The organism is Mesorhizobium sp. M8A.F.Ca.ET.161.01.1.1, assembly GCF_004792105.1.
Taxonomy (GTDB): Bacteria; Pseudomonadota; Alphaproteobacteria; order Rhizobiales; family Rhizobiaceae; genus Mesorhizobium.
Genome location: NZ_SRTD01000002.1, coordinates 736454 through 759813, shown reverse-complemented (window position 1 = coordinate 759813; position 23360 = coordinate 736454). Strand labels below are relative to the sequence as shown.

Annotated in this window: 21 protein-coding genes and 1 pseudogene; 10 read left to right on the top strand and 12 right to left on the bottom strand. The window is 63.6% G+C overall.

Features of this window, described 5'->3' with window-relative positions; genetic code table 11:
* Positions 1-264: 264 nt before the first annotated feature.
* From phnK to phnG, 5 genes are read right to left on the bottom strand one after another with little or no spacing between them, the layout of a single operon-like run.
* Positions 265-1041 (bottom strand): phosphonate C-P lyase system protein PhnK, encoded by a 777-nt coding sequence (phnK, locus tag EN804_RS08660; protein ID WP_015315654.1) that lies wholly within the window; start codon positions 1039-1041, stop codon positions 265-267.
* On the bottom strand, positions 1038-1949 hold the full coding sequence (locus EN804_RS08655) for an alpha-D-ribose 1-methylphosphonate 5-phosphate C-P-lyase PhnJ (RefSeq protein WP_127872335.1): 912 nt from the start codon (positions 1947-1949) through the stop codon (positions 1038-1040). The genes phnK and EN804_RS08655 overlap by 4 nt, the downstream gene beginning before the upstream one ends.
* Positions 1946-3058 (bottom strand): carbon-phosphorus lyase complex subunit PhnI, encoded by a 1113-nt coding sequence (locus EN804_RS08650; protein WP_135919161.1) that lies wholly within the window; start codon positions 3056-3058, stop codon positions 1946-1948. The genes EN804_RS08655 and EN804_RS08650 overlap by 4 nt, the downstream gene beginning before the upstream one ends.
* A 2-nt stretch (positions 3059-3060) precedes the next feature.
* Complete coding sequence (gene phnH, locus EN804_RS08645) at positions 3061-3672, bottom strand: phosphonate C-P lyase system protein PhnH (RefSeq protein ID WP_135865809.1); 612 nt, start codon at positions 3670-3672, stop codon at positions 3061-3063.
* Entirely contained in the window at positions 3672-4133 is a 462-nt protein-coding gene (gene phnG, locus EN804_RS08640; protein WP_135919160.1) for a phosphonate C-P lyase system protein PhnG, read from the bottom strand. The genes phnH and phnG overlap by 1 nt, the downstream gene beginning before the upstream one ends.
* 111 nt (positions 4134-4244) lie before the next feature.
* Here phnG and phnF point away from each other — a divergent pair, with 111 nt between their 5' ends.
* Positions 4245-4994 carry a phosphonate metabolism transcriptional regulator PhnF gene (phnF, locus tag EN804_RS08635; RefSeq protein ID WP_135919159.1) on the top strand — a complete coding sequence of 250 codons (750 nt, stop codon included), beginning with the start codon at positions 4245-4247 and terminating at the stop codon, positions 4992-4994.
* A gap of 7 nt (positions 4995-5001) precedes the next feature.
* On the opposite strand, the gene EN804_RS08630 is transcribed toward phnF, so the two are convergent.
* From EN804_RS08630 to EN804_RS08605, 6 genes are all read right to left on the bottom strand, one after another.
* Positions 5002-6018, bottom strand: a complete 1017-nt coding sequence (locus EN804_RS08630) for a zinc-binding alcohol dehydrogenase family protein (protein ID WP_135919158.1) — start codon at positions 6016-6018, stop codon at positions 5002-5004.
* Between the two features lie 77 nt (positions 6019-6095).
* The gene (locus EN804_RS08625) at positions 6096-7064 is read right to left on the bottom strand and encodes an ABC transporter permease (RefSeq protein ID WP_027144667.1); all 969 of its coding nucleotides are present in this window, start codon (positions 7062-7064) and stop codon (positions 6096-6098) included.
* Positions 7061-8614 (bottom strand): sugar ABC transporter ATP-binding protein, encoded by a 1554-nt coding sequence (locus tag EN804_RS08620; protein WP_135881438.1) that lies wholly within the window; start codon positions 8612-8614, stop codon positions 7061-7063. Before EN804_RS08620 ends, EN804_RS08625 begins: the two co-directional genes overlap by 4 nt.
* A gap of 159 nt (positions 8615-8773) precedes the next feature.
* Positions 8774-9769, bottom strand: coding sequence for an ABC transporter substrate-binding protein (locus tag EN804_RS08615; protein WP_127872337.1), 996 nt, complete (start codon positions 9767-9769; stop codon positions 8774-8776).
* Between the two features lie 338 nt (positions 9770-10107).
* Positions 10108-11106, bottom strand: coding sequence for an aldo/keto reductase (locus tag EN804_RS08610; RefSeq protein ID WP_135919157.1), 999 nt, complete (start codon positions 11104-11106; stop codon positions 10108-10110).
* Between the two features lie 63 nt (positions 11107-11169).
* The gene (locus tag EN804_RS08605) at positions 11170-12675 is read right to left on the bottom strand and encodes an altronate dehydratase family protein (RefSeq protein WP_127872338.1); all 1506 of its coding nucleotides are present in this window, start codon (positions 12673-12675) and stop codon (positions 11170-11172) included.
* A gap of 237 nt (positions 12676-12912) precedes the next feature.
* On the opposite strand from EN804_RS08605, the gene EN804_RS08600 reads away from it, so the two are divergent.
* The 6 genes and pseudogenes from EN804_RS08600 to gndA all read left to right on the top strand — a co-directional run bounded on the left by EN804_RS08600 (position 12913) and on the right by gndA (position 18753).
* Positions 12913-13815, top strand: coding sequence for a GntR family transcriptional regulator (locus EN804_RS08600; RefSeq protein ID WP_127277044.1), 903 nt, complete (start codon positions 12913-12915; stop codon positions 13813-13815).
* A gap of 120 nt (positions 13816-13935) precedes the next feature.
* On the top strand, positions 13936-14292 hold the full coding sequence (locus EN804_RS08595) for a DUF2946 family protein (protein ID WP_127277062.1): 357 nt from the start codon (positions 13936-13938) through the stop codon (positions 14290-14292).
* Between the two features lie 96 nt (positions 14293-14388).
* On the top strand, positions 14389-14928 hold the full coding sequence (locus tag EN804_RS08590) for a copper chaperone PCu(A)C (RefSeq protein WP_127277046.1): 540 nt from the start codon (positions 14389-14391) through the stop codon (positions 14926-14928).
* Positions 14929-14967: 39 nt separating this feature from the next.
* Positions 14968-15485, top strand: a pseudogene (locus EN804_RS08585) (YcnI family protein).
* A 129-nt stretch (positions 15486-15614) separates the two neighbouring features.
* Complete coding sequence (locus EN804_RS08580; RefSeq protein WP_127277048.1) at positions 15615-17174, top strand: copper resistance CopC/CopD family protein; 1560 nt, start codon at positions 15615-15617, stop codon at positions 17172-17174.
* Positions 17175-17325: 151 nt separating this feature from the next.
* A complete protein-coding gene (gndA, locus tag EN804_RS08575; RefSeq protein WP_127277050.1) occupies positions 17326-18753 on the top strand; it encodes an NADP-dependent phosphogluconate dehydrogenase in 1428 nt (475 codons plus the stop codon).
* Here the strand turns inward: gndA and EN804_RS08570 are convergent.
* Positions 18750-19802, bottom strand: a complete 1053-nt coding sequence (locus EN804_RS08570) for a LacI family transcriptional regulator (RefSeq protein ID WP_135919156.1) — start codon at positions 19800-19802, stop codon at positions 18750-18752. The two genes, gndA and EN804_RS08570, sit on opposite strands and share 4 nt — an antisense overlap.
* A gap of 407 nt (positions 19803-20209) precedes the next feature.
* On the opposite strand from EN804_RS08570, the gene EN804_RS08565 reads away from it, so the two are divergent.
* The 3 genes from EN804_RS08565 (at position 20210) to EN804_RS08555 (ending at position 23355) form a co-directional block, all read left to right on the top strand.
* Positions 20210-21448 (top strand): ABC transporter substrate-binding protein, encoded by a 1239-nt coding sequence (locus tag EN804_RS08565; RefSeq protein ID WP_135865786.1) that lies wholly within the window; start codon positions 20210-20212, stop codon positions 21446-21448.
* Between the two features lie 85 nt (positions 21449-21533).
* Positions 21534-22427, top strand: a complete 894-nt coding sequence (locus EN804_RS08560; RefSeq protein WP_127872345.1) for a sugar ABC transporter permease — start codon at positions 21534-21536, stop codon at positions 22425-22427.
* The gene (locus EN804_RS08555; RefSeq protein ID WP_135919155.1) at positions 22420-23355 is read left to right on the top strand and encodes a carbohydrate ABC transporter permease; all 936 of its coding nucleotides are present in this window, start codon (positions 22420-22422) and stop codon (positions 23353-23355) included. The genes EN804_RS08560 and EN804_RS08555 overlap by 8 nt, the downstream gene beginning before the upstream one ends.
* Positions 23356-23360: the final 5 nt, after the last annotated feature.

The window sequence follows — 23360 nt, the reverse complement described above, 5'->3', positions numbered from 1 at the left end:
TCTCTTCACCCGAAAGGCAATCCACAACAAACCGTAGCCGCTCGTCCATGATCCCAGTTTCTCGCCAAACCATCGCCGGTCCTCCCGGCGGACAAGAAAACTGTCACCCATGCTATCGGTCCATTCTGTTACCTATCTATCCGGTTCGGACACCGGGCACTTCTCCCCGTATAGTGACGGGGAGAAGGGGCGGTGTCGGGCGGTTTCGCCAATCTCCAACGTTGCAAAATGCGCCTGGCAGATGGGGGTGACCTGGTGCCATCGTCACACCTGAAGTATCGAGGAAACGAGCAATTGCGTGTAGGGCGCGCGCGGATCGTCGAGCACACGGTCGGTGAGGCCGCTTTCCACCACGCGGCCGTCCTTCATCACCATCATGCGCTGCGACAGAAGCCGCGCCACGGCAAGGTCGTGGGTGACGACGATCGCGGCAAGACCAAGGTCGGTGACCAGACCGCGCAGGAGATCAAGCAGGCGCGCCTGCACGGAAACATCGAGGCCGCCGGTCGGCTCGTCCATGAACACCAGCCGTGGCCCGGTGACGAGATTGCGGGCGATCTGCAGGCGCTGGCGCATGCCGCCGGAAAAGGCGCGGGGTTCGTCGTCGATGCGGTCTTCCTCGATCTCGACGCGCGACAGCCAGTCGACCGCAGTGGCGCGGATCTTGCCATAATGGCGGTCGCCGACCGCCATCAGACGCTCGCCGACATTGGCGCCGGCCGAAACCGTCATGCGCAGGCCATCGGCGGGGTTCTGATGGACAAAGCCCCAGTCGGTGCGCATCAGGAAGCGGCGCTCGGCCTCGCTCATGCGGTAGAGTTCGCGGAACTGGCCGTCACGCATGCGGTAGCTGGCGGTGCCGGAGGAAGGCAGCAGCCGCGTCGACAGGCAGTTGAGCAGCGTGGTCTTGCCGGAACCTGACTCGCCGACGACAGCCAGGACCTCGCCCGGCCACAGGTCGAAGGAGACGTTGTCGCAGCCGACACGCGAGCCGTAGAATTTCGACAGCGCCGAGACGCGCAGCAGCGGTTCGTCGGTCATTGTGCCGGCTCCATGTTTGCTGGCGCCAGATGGGTCTCGGGGGCAAGGTGGCCGCGATGGCCCTCTTCGCGCCTCTTCTCGCAGTGGTCGGTGTCGGAGCAGACGAACATGTGGCCTCCATGGTCGTCGAGGATGACCTCGTCGAGATAGACGTTCTCGGCCGCACACAGCGCACAGGGCTGGTCGAAGGTCTGCACCTCGAACGGATGGTCCTCGAAGTCGAGGCTCACCACATCGGTGAAGGGCGGCACCGCGTAGATGCGCTTTTCGCGGCCGGCGCCGAACAGCTGCAAGGCCGGCGAGCGGTGCATTTTGGGATTGTCGAACTTCGGCGTCGGCGAGGGGTCCATGACATAACGGCCCTCGACCTTGACCGGATAGGCATAGGTGGTGGCGATGCGGCCGTGCTTGGCGATGTCCTCATAGAGCTTGACATGCATGAGGCCATACTCCTCCAGCGCATGCATCTTGCGCGTTTCGGTCTCGCGCGGCTCGAGGAAGCGCAGCGGCTCGGGAATGGGTACCTGGTAGACCAGCACCTGGCCGGCGGTCAGCGGATGCTCGGGGATGCGGTGGCGGGTCTGGATGATGCTGGCGGTGGCGGTGTCGGTGGTGACGGCGACATTGGCGACCTTCTTGAAGAAGGCGCGGATCGACACCGCATTGGTGGTGTCGTCGGCGCCCTGGTCGATGACCTTCAGCACGTCGTCGGGGCCGATGATCGAGGCGGTGACCTGGACGCCGCCGGTGCCCCAACCGTAGGGCATCGGCATTTCGCGCGAGGCGAACGGCACCTGGTAGCCGGGAATGGCGATGCCCTTGAGGATCGCGCGGCGGATCATCCGCTTGGTCTGTTCGTCGAGATAGGCGAAGTTGTAGGTGGCGATGTCGGTCGGTTGCGCAGTCATTCCGCTGCCTCCTTCGTTTCTTCCACCTTCGCTGGATTTTCGCGGGCCTCATACTCGGCGCGCATGCGGCGCACGAGGTCGAGTTCGGCCTGGAAGTCGACATAGTGCGGCAGTTTCAAATGCTCGACAAAGCCGGTCGCCTGGACATTGTCGGAATGCGAAATGACGAACTCCTCGTCCTGCGCGGCGGCGACGACGTCCTCGCCCAACTCGGAGGCGCGTAGCGCCCGGTCGCAGAGCGCCATGGCCATCGCCTTGCGCTCGCTCTGGCCGAAGACGAGGCCATAGCCGCGGGTGAATTGCGGCGGCGCCTTGGCCGAACCCTTGAACTGGTTGACCATCTGGCATTCGGTGACCCGCACCGTGCCGAGCGGCACCGCGAAGGGCAGTTCGGGAACGTCGAGCTCCAACTCGACCTCGCCTATGCGGATCTCGCCGACAAAGGGATGGTTGCGGGCATAGCCGCGCTGCGTGGAATAGCCGAGCGCCAGCAGGAAACCCTCGTCGCCGCGTGACAGCGCCTGCAGGCGGATGTCGCGCGCCATCGGGAATTCCAGCGGCTCGCGGGTGATGTCGCCGGGGATGTGATCCTGCGGCATGTCGCCATCGGGCTCGATCAGGCCTTCGCGGGCGAGGATGGCCGAGACACGCGGCATGGGCTCGGCGCTGCCGGCGCGCTGCAGCGGTTCGGCGACATCGGCGCCGGCGGCAAGCTCGGGGTCGAGCAGGCGGTGCGTGTAATCGAAAGTCGGGCCAAGCAGCTGGCCGCCAGGCAGGTCCTTGTAGGTCGCCGAGACGCGCCGTTCGACCAGCATCGCGCTGGTGTCGATCGGTCTGGTGTAACCGAAGCGCGGCAACGTGGTGCGGTAGGCACGCACCAGGAAAATCGCTTCGATCATGTCGCCGCGCGCCTGGACGATGGCGAGTGCGGCGAGTTCACGGTCATAGAGCGAGCCTTCGCTCATCACCCGGTCGACGCCCAGCGCCAGCTGCTCGACGATCTGGTCGAGGCGGAGCGCGGGCACCGAGCGGTCACCGCGCCGGCGGTCGGCAAGCAGGCCGTGGGCGTTGGCAATGGCGGCTTCGCCACCTTTTACCGCGACATACATCTTCAAGCCTCCATCGTCTTGATGCGCGTCGTGCGCGGCAGGCAGGCTACGCCTTCCGATGTGGCGAGGACGATGTCGACGCCGCGCGGAAAGCGCTTGTTGTTTTGCTTCCACTGCTCGACGAAATGGCGCGGCATTTGTGCCGGCGCGATCGTGGCGCTGGTTTCGATGCCGGGGCCTTCGAGCAACAGCGGGGTTCCTGAAGTGAGATCGCCGACCTGCAGGATCAGCGTCGTCGATCGATCGGGATAATCCTGCGTGCCTTGTGAAAAACCGTCGAGCGCCATCATCTCGGCCGGTGTGGCAACAAACGCGAAATGCGCGTCGGCCGGTGTGTTGGCAAGCGGCGCACCGGTGTGGAAACCAAGCCAGGAGCCGATCGCTGCGGAGGCGTGCAAGGCCGGGTCGAGCCAGAGCGGCGTGTCGTTGTCGCAGAGCGCCAGTGCAATGGCGCCTGATGTTGCCGAAAGCGGCGCCGGCGGGCGGGCCAGGCCCGGCAAGGGCTGGACGCTGCCCGGCCGCGCCATGGCGTCCATGACTGCCCGAAACACGGTCTGTGCGTTGAAGACCGGATCGGCGAAACCGCCCTCGATCGATTGTGCCGCGATATCCATCAATCTTCTCCGCGAACCATGGTGAAGAAATCCACTTTCGTCGCCGCCGTCTCGGCACGGCGTTTTTCGTGGGCAACGGTCAGAGCCGAGCGCAAGGGCGCAATGAGCCTGGTCTCGACCTCGGCGCGGCGGGCAGGGTCCTGCCAGAGCGCGTCGGCGATGGCCGCCAGCTTCGCCTTCTGCTTGTCGCGGCCAAGCGCGTAGCAATGACCGACCTGTCCGGACGGCAGCCGGACCGTGGCGCGGGTAACGGTCGCTTCGCCGACATTGAAGGGCGCGCCGCCGCCGCCGATGCGGCCACACAGCGTGACCAGGCCGGTCTCGGGACCGCGCAGCAGCTCGGCTTGCGAAGGCAGGCCGGCCTCGTTCCAGAGCCGGACGATGTCGTCGCCGCTGGATTGCGCCAGCGTCGCCATGGCGGCTTTGCGCTCGGCCTGGTCGCGGGCTTCCTGTCCTCGCATCGGCAGCTTTCCTCTTCGCCAGATTTGTCTATTGATATAGACAACTATACAAATTATACATATTACCTAACGCGAGTCCATGACGGGTGCGTGACAAGGCGGGAGCAAAACATGATCGGGCAGCAAGCGGCCGACAGCATCGAGCGGCGCAGCGGTGTTTCACTATGGCGCCAGATCGCCGACAGGATCCTGCAAGCGATTGCCATTGGCGATGTCGCCGAAAATGCCGCGCTGCCGCCCGAAGTCGCGCTGGCCGAGCGCTACGGCGTCAACCGTCACACAGTACGCAGCGCCATATCGGCCCTCGTGCAGGAGGGCGTGCTGCGGGCCGAGCAAGGGCGCGGCACGTTCGTCTTGTCGCGCAAGCGGCTGTCCTATCCGATCGGCGCGCGTACGCGTTTCTCGGCGGGCCTGCAGGGACAGACGTCGGAACGACACATCGTGCTGCTCTCTTCATCGATCGAGCCGGCCAGCCAGCGTGTCGCCGAGGGTCTTGGCCTTGCCAGGGGCGCTGACGTGATGCGGCTGGAAACACGCGGCGAGGCCGACGGACGGTCCGTGTCGCGTGCTGCCAGCTGGTTCGATGCCAGACGCTTTGCCGGCATCGACGAGGCGATGGCGCAGACCGGTTCGATCACCGCGTCGCTCGCGCGTTTCGGCATCGACGATTATCTCAGGCAATCGACCGTGCTCTCGGCGCGCCATGCCGACGCCGCCGATCTTGCCGATCTCGATCTGCAGCCGGGCGCCATCGTGCTGGTGACGGTGGCGGTCAACGTCACGCCCGACGGCCAGCCGATCCAGTTTTCGGAGTCACGTTTTCCCGCGGAGCGGGTGGAGCTGAAGCTGTCGGCGCTGTAACGCCCGGCTATCCGATCTCGATCACGGCCTTGATCAGGCCCGACTTTTCATGGACCCAGCGTGCGAGATCCTCTGGCGTATCGGTCAGCGTGGTGCGGTGGGTGACGAGCTTGGCCAGCGGCACGGCGCCATTGCGGATCGAGGCGGCGACATGATCGAAATCGGCGCGCAGCGCATTGCGGCTGCCGACCAGCGTCATCTCGCGCTTGTGGAACTCGGGATCGGAAAAGACGATGTCGTCCTTGACGACGCTGACCAGCACAAGCGTGCCGCCATGCGCGACATGGGCGAAGGCCGATTGCACCGAGGAGGTGTTGCCGGTGGCGTCGAAGACCACGTCGAAGCCTTCGCCACCAGTCGCGTCGCGCACCAGATCGGACACGGATGCATGCGAGCCGTCAAGGACCGAGAAGCCGAGCTCGCTTGACGCGAAGCCCAGCCTTTCGCTGCTCATGTCGAGCAAGCTGACGTCGAGCCTGGCGATGCGGGCGAAGATGGCGGTGCCGAGGCCGATCGGACCGGCGCCGATGACCAGCGTGCGTGCACCGGGCTCGGAACGCGCGCGGCGCACGGCATGGGCGCCGATGGCCAGGAATTCGACGGCGGCGGCGTCGGCGAGCGACAGGCCGTTGGTGGGATAGAGGTTCTGCGTCGGCACCAGGATCTGTTCGCACATGGCGCCATCGCGATGCACGCCGAGCACTTCGATGCGCACACAGCAATTGGGCTTGCCGTGGCGGCAGGCGATGCATTTGCCGCAGGAGAGATAGGGGTTGATGATCACCGGTTCGCCGACCGCAAGACCGGCTCCTTCGCCGACTTCGACGACGGTGCCAGACACTTCGTGGCCCATGATGCGGGGGTAGGCGAGGAACGGGTGCTTGCCCTCGAAGATGTGATAGTCGGTGCCGCAGATGCCGACATGGCTGACCGCCACCAGTGCCCAGCCGGGAGGCGGCGAGCCGGGAGCGGGACGGTCTTCCAGAATGAGTTCGCCGGGCGAGCGGCAGACGACGGCTTTCATGGTTCGGTCCAATTTGGGTTTACGAAAACTCCGGCCCGTTTTGATACTGGGCCGGAGTTCGATTTTCGGTTCGTTGACTACTTGCCGCCGCGGCGGCGCAGGCCATCGAAATAGACGATGACGATGATCAGCACGCCGGTGATGACACGCTGCCAGAAGGCGTTGACGTTGAGCAGGTTGGCGCCGTTGTTGATGGTCGCCAGGATGAAGGCGCCGAGCAGTGGCCCGTGCACCGAGCCGACCGCGCCGAACAGTGAGGTGCCGCCGATCACCGACGAGGCGATCGCCTGCAGTTCCCACCCTTCGGCCTGGGTCGGGTTGCCGATGCCGATGCGCGAAGCCAAGAGCACGCCGACGAACGCCGCGCACAGACCCGACAGCGTGTAGGCCATGAAGATGGTGCGCTGGACGTTAACGCCGGACAGGCGCGAGGCCTCGGCGTTCGACCCAACCGAGAACAGATACCGGCCCCAGCGGCTGTGATGCAGGAAGACATAGGCGGGTATGCCGACCAGCAGGACCATCCAGAACAGATTGGGGACGCCGAGGAAGGAGTTGCGCGAGAATTCCTGGAAAGCATCATTGTTGATCGAAATCGAATTGCCGTTGGTCATCAAGAGGCCAATGCCGCGCAGCGACGTCAGGGTCGCCAGCGTGATGATGAAAGGCGGCAGGCCCATCTTGACGATGCCAAAACCATGGAAGAGGCCGATGGCGACGCCGACCAGCAAGGTGAGCAGGATGGCGAGGAAGACCGGGACGCCGGCATTGATCAACATCGCGGCGATGACGGTTGCGAAACCGACCACCGCGCCCACGGACAGATCGATGCCGCCGGTGATGATGACGAAGGTCTGGCCGACAGCCAAAATGGCGATCATCGAACCCTGGCGCAGCAGATTCGAGATGTTGTTGGCCGACGCGAAGCTCGATGTGGATAACGACAGGATGACCCACAGCAGCACCAGCAGCGCCAGCAGCGTCAGTCCGAACAGGGCGTTGTAATTGCGCTTCGGTTTTTCGGCAGGAATCGCCTCGGTGCTCATGTCTTTCCTCCCAACTTTTCTTGTTTCTCGGCGAGCGCCTGTGTGAGAATGTCCTCGTGATCGGCGGTGTGGAAGCCGTGCGTGGCCACCAGCTTGCCGCGGCGGAACACGTGCAGCGTGTCGGCCAGTTCATAGACTTCCGGCAAATAGGATGAGATCAGGATGATGCCGGCGCCCTTTGACAAGAGCGCGCTGAACAGGCGGTAGATTTCGGCCTTGGTGCCGACATCGACGCCAACCGTCGGCTCGTCGAAGATGAACAGCTTGGCGCCGTGGGCCAGCCATTTGCCGATGACGATCTTCTGCTGATTGCCGCCCGAAAGGCTGGAAGCCAACGCATGGCGCGTCGGCGTCTTGATCCTGAGGCCGGCGATTTGGCGGTCGGCCTCGGCCTTCTCTTTCGCGTTCGAGATCAACAGGTTGCGGGAGATGCGCTTGTAGATCGGCAAATTGAGGTTGAGGCCAACCGGCAGGTTGAGACAAAGGCCCTGGTCGCGGCGGCTTTCCGGCGCCAGCGCCATGCCGAGCTTGATCGCGTCATGCTCGGAGTTGATCTGGACATCCTTACCTTCCCACAGGACCTGGCCGGCCGACTTCTTGTGCCGGCCGTAGAGCGTGGTGACGAATTCGCTGCGTCCGGCGCCGATCAGGCCGTAGAGCCCGACGATCTCGCCGGCACGGACTGTCATCGACACGTTTTCGAAGCCCTTGCCCGAGAGGTTCCTGGCCTCGACGATCGCGGCACCCGGAGTGAAATGATCCTTGTGGTAGATTTGTTCGATCGAGCGGTTGATCATCAGCTTGACGAGTTCGGCGTCATTGGTCTCGCTGATGTTCCTGGTGCCGACCAGCGTGCCGTCGCGCAGCACCGAAACACGATCGGCGAGCTCGAACACTTCCTCCATGCGATGGCTGATATAGATGATCGTCACGCCCTCCGACTTCAGCCGGCGGATCAAGGTGAAGAGCTGGTCGGCCTCCTTGCGCGTCAGGTAGGCGGTCGGCTCGTCGAAGATCAGGAACTTGGTGCCGCGCACGGTGGCGCGGGCGGCCGCGATCAGCTGCTGCTGGCCGATGGTGAGGTCACCGAGCATGACATGCGCCGGTAGGTCGAAGCCGAGGCCGTTGATGATCCTCTGCGCGTCTTTGACCATGGCGCGCTGTTGCAGGAGGCCGAAGCGGGACTCCTCCTCGCCTAAGAACATGTTGGCGGCGACGGTGAGATGGCGGCACAGCACCACCTCCTGGTGGACGGCGTTAATGCCCAGCGCCATCGCCTCGTGCGGGGTGGCCAAAGCCGCCGGCTTGCCCTCCCAGATGACCTCGCCGGAGGTGCGCGGCATGACGCCGGTCAGAAGTTTTATGAGGGTCGATTTGCCGGCGCCGTTCTCGCCGACAATGGCGTGGATCTCGCCGGCTTTGAAGGCAAGGTGCACCGGCTTCAGCGCATGGGTGCCGGGGTAGCGCTTTTCGAGGCCGTTGAGTTCGAGGATCGTCCTGCCCGGCTGCAGCGTAGGGGCCGGGTGCAGTTCCTGCGCCGTCGACGTCATAACAATCCTCCCAGATTGGTCTCAATCGTTGGGTACGCAGCGATGCGTCTTGAACACGCATCTTGAAGGCGGAGCCTAAAGCACGCAGGCGAATTTCCAAATCGTCCGATGGATGTTTCCGGGGCGACGCCGCCCCGGAAACGATTGTCGCGACGCTGCTTATTTGAGCTTCGGGTTGAGCAGCGCGTCGATCTTGGGATCCTTCATATTGGCCTTGGTAACGAGGTTCGCGCCGGTGTCGACATTCGCCTCGACCTTCTCGCCCTTCGACGCGGCGAGTGCGGTCTTGATGCCGTCATAGCCCATCCGGTACGGGTCCTGGACGACGAGGCCGGAGATGACGCCATCATTCAAGAACTTGATCAGCTTCTCGTCGCTGTCGAAGCCGATCAGCCCGACCTTGCCGGCAAGGTTGTTCTCGGCGATCGCCTGGCCGACGCCCTGCGCCATGATCAGATTGGAGGCAAAGATGCCCTTGAGGTCGGGATTAGCGGTGATCAGGTCGGTGGCGATGTTGAGGCCGGTGGTGGCCTGACCGTCGGCGTATTTGTCGGCGATAAGCTCGAGGCCCGGATACTTGGCCTTGATCTGTTCGATGAAGCCTTGCTTGCGCTGCTCGAGCGAACCAGCGCCGGGAAGCGCCGTGATCAGCGCGACCTTGCCTTCGACCTTGCCCCCATTGGCGGCACCGATGGCGGCGGCGAGACCGTCAGCGGCGACGCGGCCGCCCTGGACGTTGTCGGTGGTCAGGAAGGAGGTGAAGGCCTTGGAGTCGGCGCCAGAGTCGATGCCGATGACCTTGACCTTGGAGGCCGCCTCGTCGATCGGCTTGCCGAGCGCCTTGAACTCGGTCGGCGAGATGACGACGGCGGCCGGGTTGCTGGCGACGGCGTTTTCGAGGATCGAGATCTGGCCGTTGACGTCTGTTTCGGCCTGGGCGCCAAGCTCCGGCACGTTGACCCCGAGATCCTTGCCGGCCTTGCGGGCGCCGGCCAGAACGATCTGCCAGTAGAAAGAGGTCGTATCCTTGACGATGATCGGAATGGTCACGTCGGCCGCCGAGGCGGGCGCGGAATGCATCGCGCCGGCAAGCATCGACGCTGCTGCCAGGGCCACGAAAGCGCGGCGGTTGAGAAGGCTGGTCACGAATTTCATTAGGTTCCTCCCTAAGTCGCCTGGTGAAGGTTTAGCTCCGTTCGGATAGGCGTGGCCCAAACGGAACTTTATCAATAAAAAACAGTTGCACTGTTTTGATAGTGCATCGATCCAGCCGATGCAAGCGGTGTTTCCAGTCAGTCCTCCAAAGGCCTGACAATGCCTCGCCTACCAGCGCGGCTCCTTCCCTTGTCGTAGTCAGGCGCTCCCGTTTCCGTTCCGAGAACGTATGGAATATTAATTCCATATGCCAGTCAATATGGAATGTTCGTTCTTTTCTGGATCGCGACATTGTGAAGTCGGCCCCTGACCCTATGGACATCGCGAAGTACGGGGCCTCAAGCCAGTTCCTGCACCACCGTGTAGGGACGATACTTGGCATATTCCGTCTCCGGCACGTCGATATCGAGCAGTTCGAGGTTGCGCGTCAGGTTCGCCAATTTTGCCGTGCCGGTCAGCACGGTGGCGACGGCTGGCTCGTGCAATGGAAACTGGAACGCGGCCGCCGGCAGCGGATAACCGCCTTCGCCGGCGATCTTCTCCATGGCGTCGACACGGTCGAGCACATCGTGGCTGGCGGGCTGATAGTCGAAATGGGCGCCTTGCACCGGCCCGGTCGCCAATATGCCCGAGTTGAAAACGCCACCGATCACCAGCGACGTCTGTTGCGCACGGCACAGCGGCAGCAGTTCGGCTTCCGCGCTGCGGTCGAGCAAGGAATAACGGCTGGCGAGCAGGATGCAGTCGAGCGGCGCCCGGCGCATCACGTCAAGGCAGATTGGGACTTCGTTGACGCCGAGCCCATAGGCGGAAATCGTACCGGCCCGCTTCAACTCCTCAAGCGCCTTGGGCCCGCCATCCATCAGCTGGCGGAAATGCAGCTTGGTCTTCTCGACACCATGCGTGTAGACGCCGATGTCGTGCACATACAGGATGTCTATCCTGTTTAGCCCGAGGCGCGCATAGCTGAAGTCTACCGACCGCATGATGCCGTCATAGGAATAGTCGTAATCCAGCGCGAAGGGCAGCGGATCGACATAGGAGTGGTCGGGAACCTGGTCTTCCGGCACCGGGCGGAACAGGCGGCCGACCTTGGTCGAAAGCACGTAGGAATCGCGTGGCTTGTAGCGCAGGAAGTCGCCGAAGCGACGCTCCGACAGGCCGAAGCCGTAGAAGGGCGCGGTGTCGAAATAGCGCAAGCCCGCCTCCCAGGCGCCTTGCAGCGTTTCCATCGCCGCCTCGCGCGAACAGGCGCGGTAGAGGCCGCCGATCGCGGCGCCGCCAAAGCTGATCTCTGTGACCTCCAGCGCTGTCTGGCCGATGCGGCGTCTTTCCATGCACAACCTCCCCGTTCCCGGCCGTTGTCCAGCCCGGCAAGTTTATCAGATATTGCTTGAATTTCAGAGTGTCGCGCCGAGATGCCAGGGCACGAACTCGTTGTCGCCATAGCCGAAATCCTCGCTCTTGGTCTTGCGGCCCGAAGCCGTCTCGACGATGAGTTCGAAGATCTCGCGGCCCATGCCGGCGATGGTCTTTTCGCCGGAGGCGATGACGCCGCAATTGACGTCCATGTCCTCTTCCATCTGGTGATACATGGTCGAGTTGGTGGCGACCTTGATCGAGGGTGTCGGCCGGCAGCCGAAGCAGGAGCCGCGGCCGGTGGTAAAGACGATGACATTGGCGCCGCCCGCGACCTGTCCCGTGGCCGAGACCGGGTCGTACCCGGGCGTGTCCATGAACACCAGCCCGTTGCCGGTGACCTTCTCGGCGTAGCCGAACACGCCGTTGAGCGGCGTCTGGCCGCCCTTGGCGACGGCACCGAGCGACTTTTCCAGGATGGTGGTGAGGCCGCCGCGCTTGTTGCCGGGCGAGGGGTTGTTGTCGATCGAGGCGCCATGCTTGGCGACGTGATCTTCCCACCATTTCACATAGCCATCGAGCTTCTTGGCGACCTCGGGCGTCGCCGCACGATAGGCGAGCAGATGCTCGGCGCCATAAATCTCCGTCGTCTCGGAGAGGATGCCGATGCCGCCGACGCCAGCGAGAATGTCGACCGCCGCGCCCAGCGCCGGATTGGCCGTGATGCCAGACATGCCGTCGGAGCCGCCGCATTGCAGGCCGACGACGATCTCGCTGACCGGAATCGGCTCGCGCTTCAACTGGCCGACTTCCTCTGATATCTCGGCCAGCACGCCCATCGCCTTTTCCACCGATTTGCGCGACCCGCCGGCATCCTGGATGTTGAAGTGGCGCTTGCCGGCGGCGGCACCCTTCTGGCCGTAGAGGGTGAGCTGGTTGACCTCGCAGCCGAGGCCGACCATCAGCACGCCGCCGAAATTCGGATGGCGGGCATAGCCGGCCAAGGTCCGGTGCAGCACCATCATGCCGTCGCCGGTACCGCTCATGCCACAACCCTGGCCATGGACGATCGGCACGAAGCCATCGATGCCGGGATATTTCGGCAGCAAGGTCCTGTTGGCCGTGTCGGCGATCGAATGGCAGACGGTGGCCGAACAATTGACGCTGGCGATGATGCCGATGAAGTTGCGCGTGCCGGCGCGGCCATCGGCTCGGCGATAGCCCATGAAAGTGCGGGCGCGGTCAGCTTCGGTTGCGTGCTCGGCTTCGCTCGGCGGCACCACCGGCAGCCGGCCGGCCTCGAAAACCAGATTGTGCGAATGGACGTGCTCGCCCGGCGCGATGTCCTGTGTGGCGCGGCCGATCGCCTGGGCGTATTTGACCACGGCTTCACCCGCGGCGATCGGCTTGATCGCCACCTTGTGGCCAGGCTCGATGACGGCGGCAGCGAGCGCGCCGCCCGGCAGCGTGGTGCCGATCTCGATACGGCCATTGGCAACGGCGACATTGTCGGCGGGAGATAGAAGAATGGTGTTCGAGGCGTTCACGGGCGTTTCCTGGGTGATCCTGGGATGCGCGGATTGACACGCGCCTGTTAAGAGATAATGTCTTTTATCGTGAAAAAACAGTTTTGCGTCAATTGTTTTTTCGCTCGGGTCGGCCCTTGGTGGCGCTGGAAACAATGAGCCTGGCCCAGTGAAAGCGATTCCTGCTTTCAGGGTCCTGGGAAGATCATATTGCGCTTCAAGCCGGCCGCCGCAAGCGCGGGGATGAATGGGTCAGGGATGTCGAAGAGCAACAACGTCTACAAGGATGCCTACAACCGGTGCCTCAGGCTGCTCGACGAGACGCGCAGCCTGCCGTCGGAACCCGAGCTGGGCGCGCTGCTCGGCGTCAGCCGCACGACCGTGCGCAGCATCCTGGCGCGTATGGAGGAAACCGGGCTGATCGCCTGGAACAAGCGCGCCAAGACGGTGCTGCGCGACCCGCATCCCGACGATTTCTTCCCCGAGGAAGAGACCGACACACTGGCCGAGATCATCGAGCGGTCGTTCATGCGGAGGCTGCTTGCCGGCGGCGCCGAGGCCGGCATGCAGATCAACGAGCTCGAACTGGCGCGTGAGATCGGTGTCGGCACCACCAGCGTGCGCGAGTTCCTGATCCGCTTCTCCCGTTTCGGCCTGATCGAGAAACGCCGCAACAGCCATTGGGTGCTGAAAGGTTTTACACGCGCCTTCGCGCTGGAACTGACCGAGATCCGCGAGATATTCGAATTGCGCTCGGCCGCCGCGTTCACCGCGCTGCCGCGGGATAGTCCGGTCTGGGGGGATCTCGACCGGCTGGAGGAGGAACACCGCGCTCTGGCGCGCGAGATTGCAACGCGCTTCAATGAGTTCTCGGAGCTGGACGAGCGCTTCCACCGGCTCATCCATCGCGCATCGCACAACCGCTTCATCGTTGATTTCTACGACGTCATCGCCATGATCTTCCATTACCATTACCAGTGGAACAAGGCGCAGGAACGCGAGCGCAACGAAGTCGCGATCGGCGAGCATCTATTCTATATCGAGGCACTCAAGTCGCGCGACCTCGGCAAGGTCGATGCAGCCTGCCGCAAGCATCTGAAGTCGGCACGCCAGACATTGCTGACCTCGATCCCGGAAAGCCGGCAACCCCAAAAGAGCTGATCCTGCCGCGTTGCCGCAGCAGCGAATTGGCGATTTTCGACCTGTCTCGGCCGTGCTAGGTATCGTCATCGATTGTTTGAAGAGGCAGATGGCTTGATCGGCCCGGGGAGACGGTGGAGCATTCCGGTCGCGCTTGTCGCGGCCTATTTGCTGTTGCTCCAGTCGACACTTGGTGCGTTCGCCTTCAGCACCGTGTCGAGTGCCGCGCAGCTCGACGCCTTCGGCAACGTCATCTGTACCCACGACGGCGCCTCCCAGCTTCCCGGCGGCGACCAGCATCCGTCCCACCTGCCGGCCTGCTGCACACTTGGCTGCAGCATGTTTTCGCCGGCCTATGCGCCGCCGCCCGATGCCGGGCTTGCACTTGCGTCCTTTTCCTTCGAGACCGTCGCCTTTGTCTTCCCGGCGGCCACGCATCTCGACTTCGCCCGCGAACGCTCCCCGTCGAACCCGCGCGCGCCGCCGCTGGCGGGTTGAGCCTGCTTGCTTGCGGTACCTTTCGCGAGCGTACTCATCCAAGATCAAAACCATTCGCGACCGGCGACGGCGCGATCATCACGTCATGGAGCAACCATGTCCCATTCTTTCCGTATAGCGGCGGGCACTTTGTTCAGCCGCATTCTGTCTCGCGTCCAGGAACGTTTCGGCGTTGCCGCCCTGGCTTTCGTGATCATGCTCGGCGGCGTCCAGACTGTCCTGGCGCATGAATTCAAACTCGGTGATCTCGAGATCGGGCATCCGTGGTCGCGTGCCACGCCGACCGGCGCCAAGGTGGCCGGCGGCTATTTCACCATCACCAACAATGGCAGCACGCCGGACCGGTTGCTGTCGATTACCTCCGACATCTCGGAAAAGGCCGAACTGCACGAGATGGGCGTCAAGGACGGCGTGATGACTATGCGGCCGGTCACCGGTGGTCTCGAAATTCCGGCCGGCGGCAAGGTCGTTTTGGGTCCCGGCAGCTATCATGTGATGTTCATGGATTTGAAGCAGCCACCCAAGCAAGGCGAGATGTTCGCCGCCACGCTGACCTTCGAAAAGGCCGGGACGGTGACGATCAAATTCGCCGTGCAAGCCATGGGCAGCGCGGCGCCTCAAGAAGACAATGATTGAACCGACCGTCGTACCGATCAGGATTCTAGAGGGACCATCATGATCAGATATCTTTTGGCGGCCGGCGCGTTTCTCGTGCTGGGGACAAATGCCGCCTTCCCGCACATCACGCTCGAGACCCAGGAGGCGGCGGTCGGCTCGACCTACAAGGCAGTGCTGCGCGGCCGCATGGTTGCGACGGCAAGGCGACGACCGCCGTACGCGTGCAGATTCCGGAAGGGGTGATCGCGGTCAAGCCGATGCCCAAGCCTGGCTGGACGCTGCAGACCAAGAAGGGCAAGTACGAGAAGTCGTACCAGCTCTACGGCCAGGCGGTGGCCGACGGGGTGAAGGAAATCGACTGGAGCGGCGGCAATCTGCCGGATGAATTCTACGACGAGTTCGTCTTCCGGGCGACGCTGACGGCGGATTTGCCCGCCGGCCAGAAACTCTACTTCCCGGTGGTGCAGGAATGCGGCGATGCCGCCGCCCGCTGGATAGAGGTTCCGGCGGCCGGACAGGATGAGGACGCGCTTGAGAACCCGGCGCCCGGCATCAAGCTCACGCCGAAGAAATGATTTTCTGGCGGCGCGCCTGTCGGCAAGGTGCGCCGCCAATTCCATGGCGACAGCATGAACGAGAGATCCCCACTTCAAAGGCCCGCAACGACCAGCAAGCGATTCGGCTGGCCCTGTGGGCTTTTCGCGATGGTCATCGCGTTCATCGTCATGGCCTCGACAAGCCAGGCCCTTGCCCATGCGGCGCTGATCAAGACCGACCCGGCCGACGGCGCCGTGCTGGCACAGGCGCCGGCGCGGTTCTCGCTGACCTTCAGCGAGCCGGTCTCGCCGCTGGTGCTGACGCTGGTGAGGCCCGACGGCACGCCGGTTGCGCTGACATCCTTCCGCCTCAGCGAGCAGACGGTCGAGATCGACAATCCGCGGGCGCTCAAATCGGGCACGCATGTGCTGAGCTGGCGTGTCATTTCCGCCGACGGCCATCCGGTCGGCGGCTCGCTCTTGTTTTCCATAGGTGCGCCAAGCGAGCCGCCGGCCGTCTCCGAAGCGATCGGCTGGCCGCTGCGGTCGGCGATCTGGATCGGCAAGGTCCTTCTCTATGCAGGTCTTTTCTTCGGCATTGGCGGCGCTTTCGCCCTTGCCTGGCTGGCCGGGGATGGCCGTGCCGGTCAGCGCTTTGTTGCCGGGACGATCCTGTGCGGACTGGTGGCGGCGCCGCTGTCGCTGGGCTTGCAAGGCCTCGATGCGCTCGGCGCGCCGCTCTCCCATCTGGCGCAGCCGGTCGTCTGGCGCACCGGTCTCGGCACCAGCTTCGGCTGGACGGTGCTGATCGCCCTCATCGCGCTGGGGCTTGGCCTGCTGTCGCTGGCCGCACCGCGCGCGGCGGCCAGGCCGCTTGCCCTTGCCGGGCTGGCGGGTGTGGGCGCGGCACTTGCCGCAAGCGGCCACGCAAGTGCGGCCGAGCCGCAATGGCTGACACGGCCGCTGGTTTTCGTGCATGGCGCCGGTATCGCGTTCTGGGCGGGCGCTCTGGTGCCGCTCGGTCTCGCGCTGAAGCGTCAAGCGGCCGGCGCCGTCGAATTCCTGCGTCGCTTCTCATGGGCCATCCTGCCCGTGGTCGCCTTGCTTGCCGCGGCGGGCATCGTGTTGGCCGTGATCCAGGTGCGGACGCCCTCGGCGCTGGTCGACACTGCCTATGGCCGGCTGCTGCTGGTCAAGCTCGCGCTGCTGGTCTTCCTGTTCACGCTGGCCGCCGTCAATCGCTGGAAGCTCACCGCTTCGGCCGAGGCGGGCGCGACCGAGGTGCAACGCAGGCTCACCCGCTCGGTCGGCGTCGAAGTGCTGATCGTGTTGGCGATCTTCGGTGTCGCCGCGGGCTGGCGCTTCACACCGCCGCCACGGGCGTTGGCGATCGCGGCGGCGCAACCGGTTTCGGTCCACATCCACGCGCTGCAGGCGATGGCCGATCTCAGCATCACGCCTGGCCATGCCGGGCCGGTTTCCGTCTCGATGATCATCATGACCGGGGATTTCGGACCGCTCGATGCCAAGGAAGTGACGCTGGTGCTGTCGAAGCGCGACTCCGGCATCGAGCCGCTGAAGCGCGCGGCAACCAAGCCAGGCGACGGCAGCTGGCGTGTCGGCAACCTCGTCATCCCGGTTCCCGGCCGCTGGACGGTGCGCATAGACATATTGGTCTCGGACTTCGACGTGGTGAAGATCGAGGCGCCGATCGACATCAGGCCGTAACTCACGGATGTGATACCATTGTCGAACGGGAAACGTCTGCGTACGGCTGTAACACAATTCGGCGAGGCGGTTGACGCGGCCCGAAACGCTCGTCAATCATCGCCCGCAAAACACGGCCTCAACAAAGCGATCCGAAAGCAGGGAAGAAACGATGGAAAAAGCCGAAATCGGCCTGATCGGCCTTGGCACGATGGGCTCCAACCTGGCGCTGAACATCGCCGAACACGGACACCGCATCGCCGTCTTCAACCGCACCAAAGCACGCACGGACGCCTTCGTCGAGAATGCCGGTGCGCTCAGGGACATGGTCGTCCCCTGTTACAGCCTGGAAGAGCTTGCCGCGGCGATCCGGCCACCCCGCCCGATCATCATCATGGTGCTGGCCGGCAAGCCGGTGGACGAGCAGATCGAAGCGCTGCGCGGCGTGCTGTCGGCCAACGACATCGTCATCGATGCCGGCAATGCCAATTTCCGCGACACGATGCGGCGCTTCTCCGAGCTCTCCGGCTCGGGTTTGACCTTTATCGGCATGGGCGTCTCGGGCGGCGAGGAAGGCGCGCGCCATGGGCCGTCGATCATGGTCGGCGGCACCGAAGACTCCTGGAAGCGTGTCGAGAAGGTGCTGACCGCCATCTCCGCCAAGTTCAAGGACGAGCCGTGTGCCGCCTGGCTCGGTACGGACGGCGCCGGGCATTTCGTCAAGACCATCCACAACGGCATTGAATATGCCGACATGCAGATGATTGCCGAGATCTACGGTATCCTGCGCGATGGCCTGGGCATGGGGCCGAAGGAGATCGGCACGGTATTTTCCAACTGGAACAAGGGCCGGCTCAATTCCTACCTGATCGAGATCACCGCCAAGGTGCTCGCCGCCGACGATCCGAAGACCGGCAAGCCGGTGGTCGACATCATCCTCGATCGCGCCGGCCAGAAGGGCACCGGCAAATGGTCCGTCATCGAGGCGCAGCAGCTCGGCATTCCGGCGACCGCGATCGAGGCGGCGGTGGCGGCGCGCGTGCTGTCGTCGATCAAGGACGAACGGCAGGCAGCCGAAAAGGCCTATGGCAATATCGGCGTGACGAAAATTTCTGGCGACAAGGATACGCTGCTGAAAGACCTCGAACTGGCGCTGTTCGCCGGCAAGATTGCTGCTTACGCGCAGGGCTTTGCCGTGATGGCCGGCGCCTCGAAGGAGTTCAACTGGAACCTGCCGATGCCGACCATCGCCAAGATCTGGCGCGCCGGCTGCATCATCCGCTCGCAAATGCTCGACACAATGGCCGAGGCCTTCAGCAGTGGCGGCGCTTCGACCAACCTGCTGATGGCGCCGGCTTTCATCAGCTTGATGCAGGAGGCGCATCCGTCGCTGCGGCGCATCGTGGCGAGGGCTTCCGAAGCCGGGACGCCGGTGCCGGCGCTGTCTTCGGCGCTTGCCTATTTCGACAGCTATCGCCAGGGCCGCGGCACCTCGAACCTGATCCAGGCGCAGCGCGACTTCTTCGGTGCGCATGGTTTCGAGCGCATCGGCGAGCAGGGTGCGTTCCACGGCCCTTGGGGCAGCGGCGCGGCGCGTTAGTCGCCTGAGCGCCGATAGGCCACAACGCCCTTCGGCTCGCTCAGGCTCTGCAGCGAGCCGGGCGCGGTGCCGCCGATCCAGCCGAGCACCGAGCGCGCAAGCTCGGAGCCGGCCAGCCGGAAATCTTCGTTGACGACCAGCAATTCATGCCGGAACAGATGCAGCAGATCCGACGACTGCTTCGACACCACGTCGACGTCGCGGCCGAGCTTGAAGCCGGCATCCTCTATACCGGCGACGATGGCGAGCGTCGCGGCGGCGGCGCTGCTGATAATGCCGTCCGGTCTGATATCGCGCCGCATCAGCTGCGCGGTCCTCATCCTGATCTGTTCGATCGAATGGTCGATCGAGATGGTGTTGAACGGCACCTCGCTGGCGCCGACTTCGCTCAGCGCGTCGGCAAAGCCGTCGACCGTATGGCGGTAGTAGCTCAAACCGGCCGGCGGCGTCACCAAAGCGAGCCGGCGGCGGCCCATGCCGGCGAGATGGCGCACGGCCTCGGCAGCGAAGGCGTAGTTGTCGAAATCATGGTAGGGATGAACCAGCCCCATATCTGTGCGGCCATGCGTGGCGAATGGTATGCCGCGCTCCAGCATGTAGCGGGCGCGGGGATCGTTCGGCTGCGTGCGCGAGATGATGACACCGTCGGCCGAACCGGTCTCCACGAGATAGCGCACCGGATCCAGCGGATCCTGCGAGCGCGAATAGGGTGTGACGATCAAGTGGTAGGGCGTGTCGGCGATGACTTCGGTTACGCCATAGATGATGTCGGAGACGAAGCTCATGATCTCCTGCTCGGTGTTGAGCACGAGGCTGATGACATTGGTCTTGCCGGTCCTGAGGCGCACGCCGGCCCGGTTGGGCCGGTAGCCGATCTGCTTGGCGATGAGCTGGACGCGACGCCTGGTCTCGGCGCCGATCTCCGGGGCATCCTTCAGGGCGCGCGATACGGTGGTGACGCCGAGCCCGGTCATGAAGGCAAGCGTCTTCAGCGTCGGCCGCTCTTGCGCCGACGCCTCTTCGGTTTTTTTCGTCCGCTGTTTGTCCATTCTTCCCGCCCGTCAGGCGCATAGCAGCCGCAGGCCAGGTCGGCAATCGCCGCAATCCGCAATCCGGCATGATTTCAGGCCTTGTGTGGTTGCAATATACTGAAACGTTACAGATTGCCAATCTCGGCTTGTCATGCGCCAGTATGGCTACCGATATCTGGCGGGCAGATTCCCCTGGGAATCCAAGGCGAAGGCTGTCTTAGCGGCGACTTTGCCGAGTTTTACAGGCAAATTGACCGTTTTGCACTGCAATCGCGGCGTGTTGCGATGCAGCACGCCCGTGAGCTCCAAGAATTTATTCGCGCTTCGAAAAAATGTAAGGTCACCCGCACGGCCGGGGTTGCACCATCGGCGCAATTGCCGTATCGAAAATCTGTAACGTTTCAGATTTCTGGGAGGAAGCCGAAATGCGATACAAATTCCTGACCGCTGCCTTTGCCGCGACAGTTGCGCTCAACGTTGCCGGGCCGGCGGCCGCGACCGATCTGGAAGTCACCCATTGGTGGACCTCCGGTGGCGAGGCGGCGGCGGTCGCCGAACTCGCCAAGGCATTCGACGCCACAGGCAATCACTGGGTCGACGGTGCCATCGCCGGGTCCGGCGGTACGGCGCGGCCGATCATGATCAGCCGCATCACGGGCGGCGATCCGATGGGAGCCACCCAATTTAATCATGGCCGGCAGGCGGAAGAACTGGTGCAGGCCGGCCTGATGCGCGACCTCACCGATGTCGCCACCAAGGGCAAATGGACGGAAGTGGTGCGGCCCAAGAGCCTGCTCGACAGTTGCACGATCGGCGGCAAGATCTATTGCGTGCCGGTCAACATCCATTCCTGGCAATGGCTGTGGCTGTCGAACGCGGCCTTCGAGAAGGCCGGCGTGCCGGTGCCGAAGAACTGGAATGAATATGTGGCCGCGGCCCCGGCGCTGGAGAAGGCAGGCATCGTGCCGCTCGCGGTCGGTGGGCAGGCCTGGCAGGCATCGGGCGCCTTCGACGTGCTGCTTGCAGCGGTCGGCGGAACCGACACCTTCCTCAAGGTCTACAAGGACAAGGACGCCAAGTTCGCCGCCGGTCCCGAAGTCGCCAAGGTCTTCAAGGCAGCCGACGATGCGCGCAAGATGGCCAAGAACACCAATGTGCAGGACTGGAACCAGGCCACCAACATGGTCATCACCGGCAAGGCCGGCGGCCAGATCATGGGCGACTGGGCGCAGGGCGAGTTCCAGGTCGCCGGCAAGACCGCCGGCAAGGACTATACCTGTCTTCCCGGCCTTGGCCTGAACGAGGTCATCGCCACGGGCGGCGACGCCTTCTATTTCCCGCTGCTCAAGGATGCCGACAAGGCCAAGGCGCAGGAAGTACTGGCCGAAACCCTGCTCGATCCCAAGACCCAGGTCGCCTTCAACCTCAAGAAGGGTTCGCTGCCGGTGCGCGGCGACGTCGACCTCGCCGCGGCCAATGACTGCATGAAGAAGGGCCTCGCCATCCTGGCCAAGGGCGCGGTCATCCCGTGGACGGACCAACTGCTCTCGCAGGACAGCCAGAAGCAGAAGGAGGACCTGTTCTCGGAGTTCTTCGCCAAGCCCGACATGACCCTCGAAGAGGCGCAGAAGCGCTTCGCCGACATCATCGCTTCCGCCGATTGATCTCAGGCGCCCCCGCCAGCTCCCGGCCCTTGTCCATCGAGGGTCGGGAGCGTGAGGCTCTTATTGTCCCAGCGAGGCTGCCGAGATGAGCAACAGCGAACGCCCCAACCGGCTTTTCCGCAATCTCAACGCGAAAATCGCCTCGATCCCGATGGTGCTCACCGCCGTGGTGGTGTTCGTCGGCGGCACGGCGTGGACGGTGCTTTATTCCTTCACCAATTCGAAGCTCCTGCCGCGGTTGAATTTCGTCGGGCTCGACCAGTATTACCGGCTTTGGGCGACGCCGCGCTGGCTGATCTCGATCGAGAATCTCTTGATCTACGGCGTGATCTCACTGGTGTTCTCGCTGGTGATCGGGTTTCTGCTGGCAGCCCTGCTCGACCAGAAGATCCGTTTCGAGGACACGTTCCGCACCATCTTCCTCTACCCCTTCGCACTCTCCTTCATCGTCACCGGCCTTGTCTGGCAGTGGCTGCTCAACCCGGATTTCGGCGTCCAGGGCGTGGTGCGAAGCCTCGGCTGGACCAGCTTCGACTTCAATCCGCTCTACAATTCCAGCATCGTCATCTACGGCATATCGATCGCCGCGCTTTGGCAAGGCACGGGACTGATCATGTGCCTGATGCTGGCGGGCCTGCGCGGCATCGACGAGGATATCTGGAAGGCCGCACGGGTGGACGGGATACCCATGTGGAAGACCTATCTCTTCATCATCATCCCGATGATGCGGCCGGTGTTCATCACCACGCTGGTGATCATCGCGTCCGGCATCGTCAAGGTCTACGACCTCGTCGTTGCGCAGACCAGCGGGGGTCCCGGCATCGCCTCCGAAGTGCCGGCAAAATATGTCTACGACTACATGTTCTTCGCTCAGAATCTCGGCCAGGGCTTTGCCGCTTCGACCATGATGCTGCTGTCGGTGATGATCGTCATCGTGCCATGGGCCTATCTCGAATTCGGAGGCCGCAAGCGTGTCTGACCACGTCCTCTCCTTGTCCGCCGCGTCGTCAAACCCGCAAGCCGGCGTCTCCGGACCGAGCGGACCGAAGCCGCGACACATGTTCTCGCGCCGCAACATTTTCCTCTACGGTACGCTCATCGTTGTGGCGCTCTACTACCTCCTGCCGCTCTATGTGATGGTCGTCACCTCGCTCAAGGGCATGCCGGAAATCCGCCTCGGCAACATCTTCTCGCCGCCGCTCGAGATCACCTTCGAGCCGTGGGTCAAGGCGTGGTCGCAGGCCTGCACCGGCCTCAATTGCGACGGGCTTTCGCGTGGTTTCTGGAACTCGGTGCGCATCACCGTTCCCTCGGTGATCCTGTCGATCGCCATAGCCTCGGTGAACGGCTACGCGCTGGCCAACTGGCGCTTCAAGGGCGCCGACACATTCTTCGTCATCCTGATCGTCGGCGCCTTCATTCCCTATCAGGTGATGATCTATCCGATCGTCATCATCCTGCGCGAGATCGGCCTCTATGGCAGCCTTACCGGCCTGGTGATCGTGCATTCCATTTTCGGCATGCCGATCCTGACGCTTCTGTTCCGCAATTATTTCACCTCGATGCCGGAGGAGCTGTTCCGGGCGGCGCGCGTCGACGGCGCCGGCTTCTGGGGCATCTACCTGCGCATCATGCTGCCGATGTCGCTGCCGATCTTCGTCGTCGCCATCATCCTGCAGGTGACCGGCATCTGGAACGACTTCCTGTTCGGCGTCGTCTACACCCGTCCCGACACCTATCCGATGACGGTGCAGCTCAACAACATCGTCAACTCGGTGCAGGGCGTGAAGGAATACAACGTCAACATGGCCGCCACCATCCTGACCGGCCTGGTGCCGCTGGTCGTCTATTTCATTTCCGGCAAATTGTTCGTGCGCGGCATTGCCGCCGGCGCGGTGAAAGGGTGATGGCG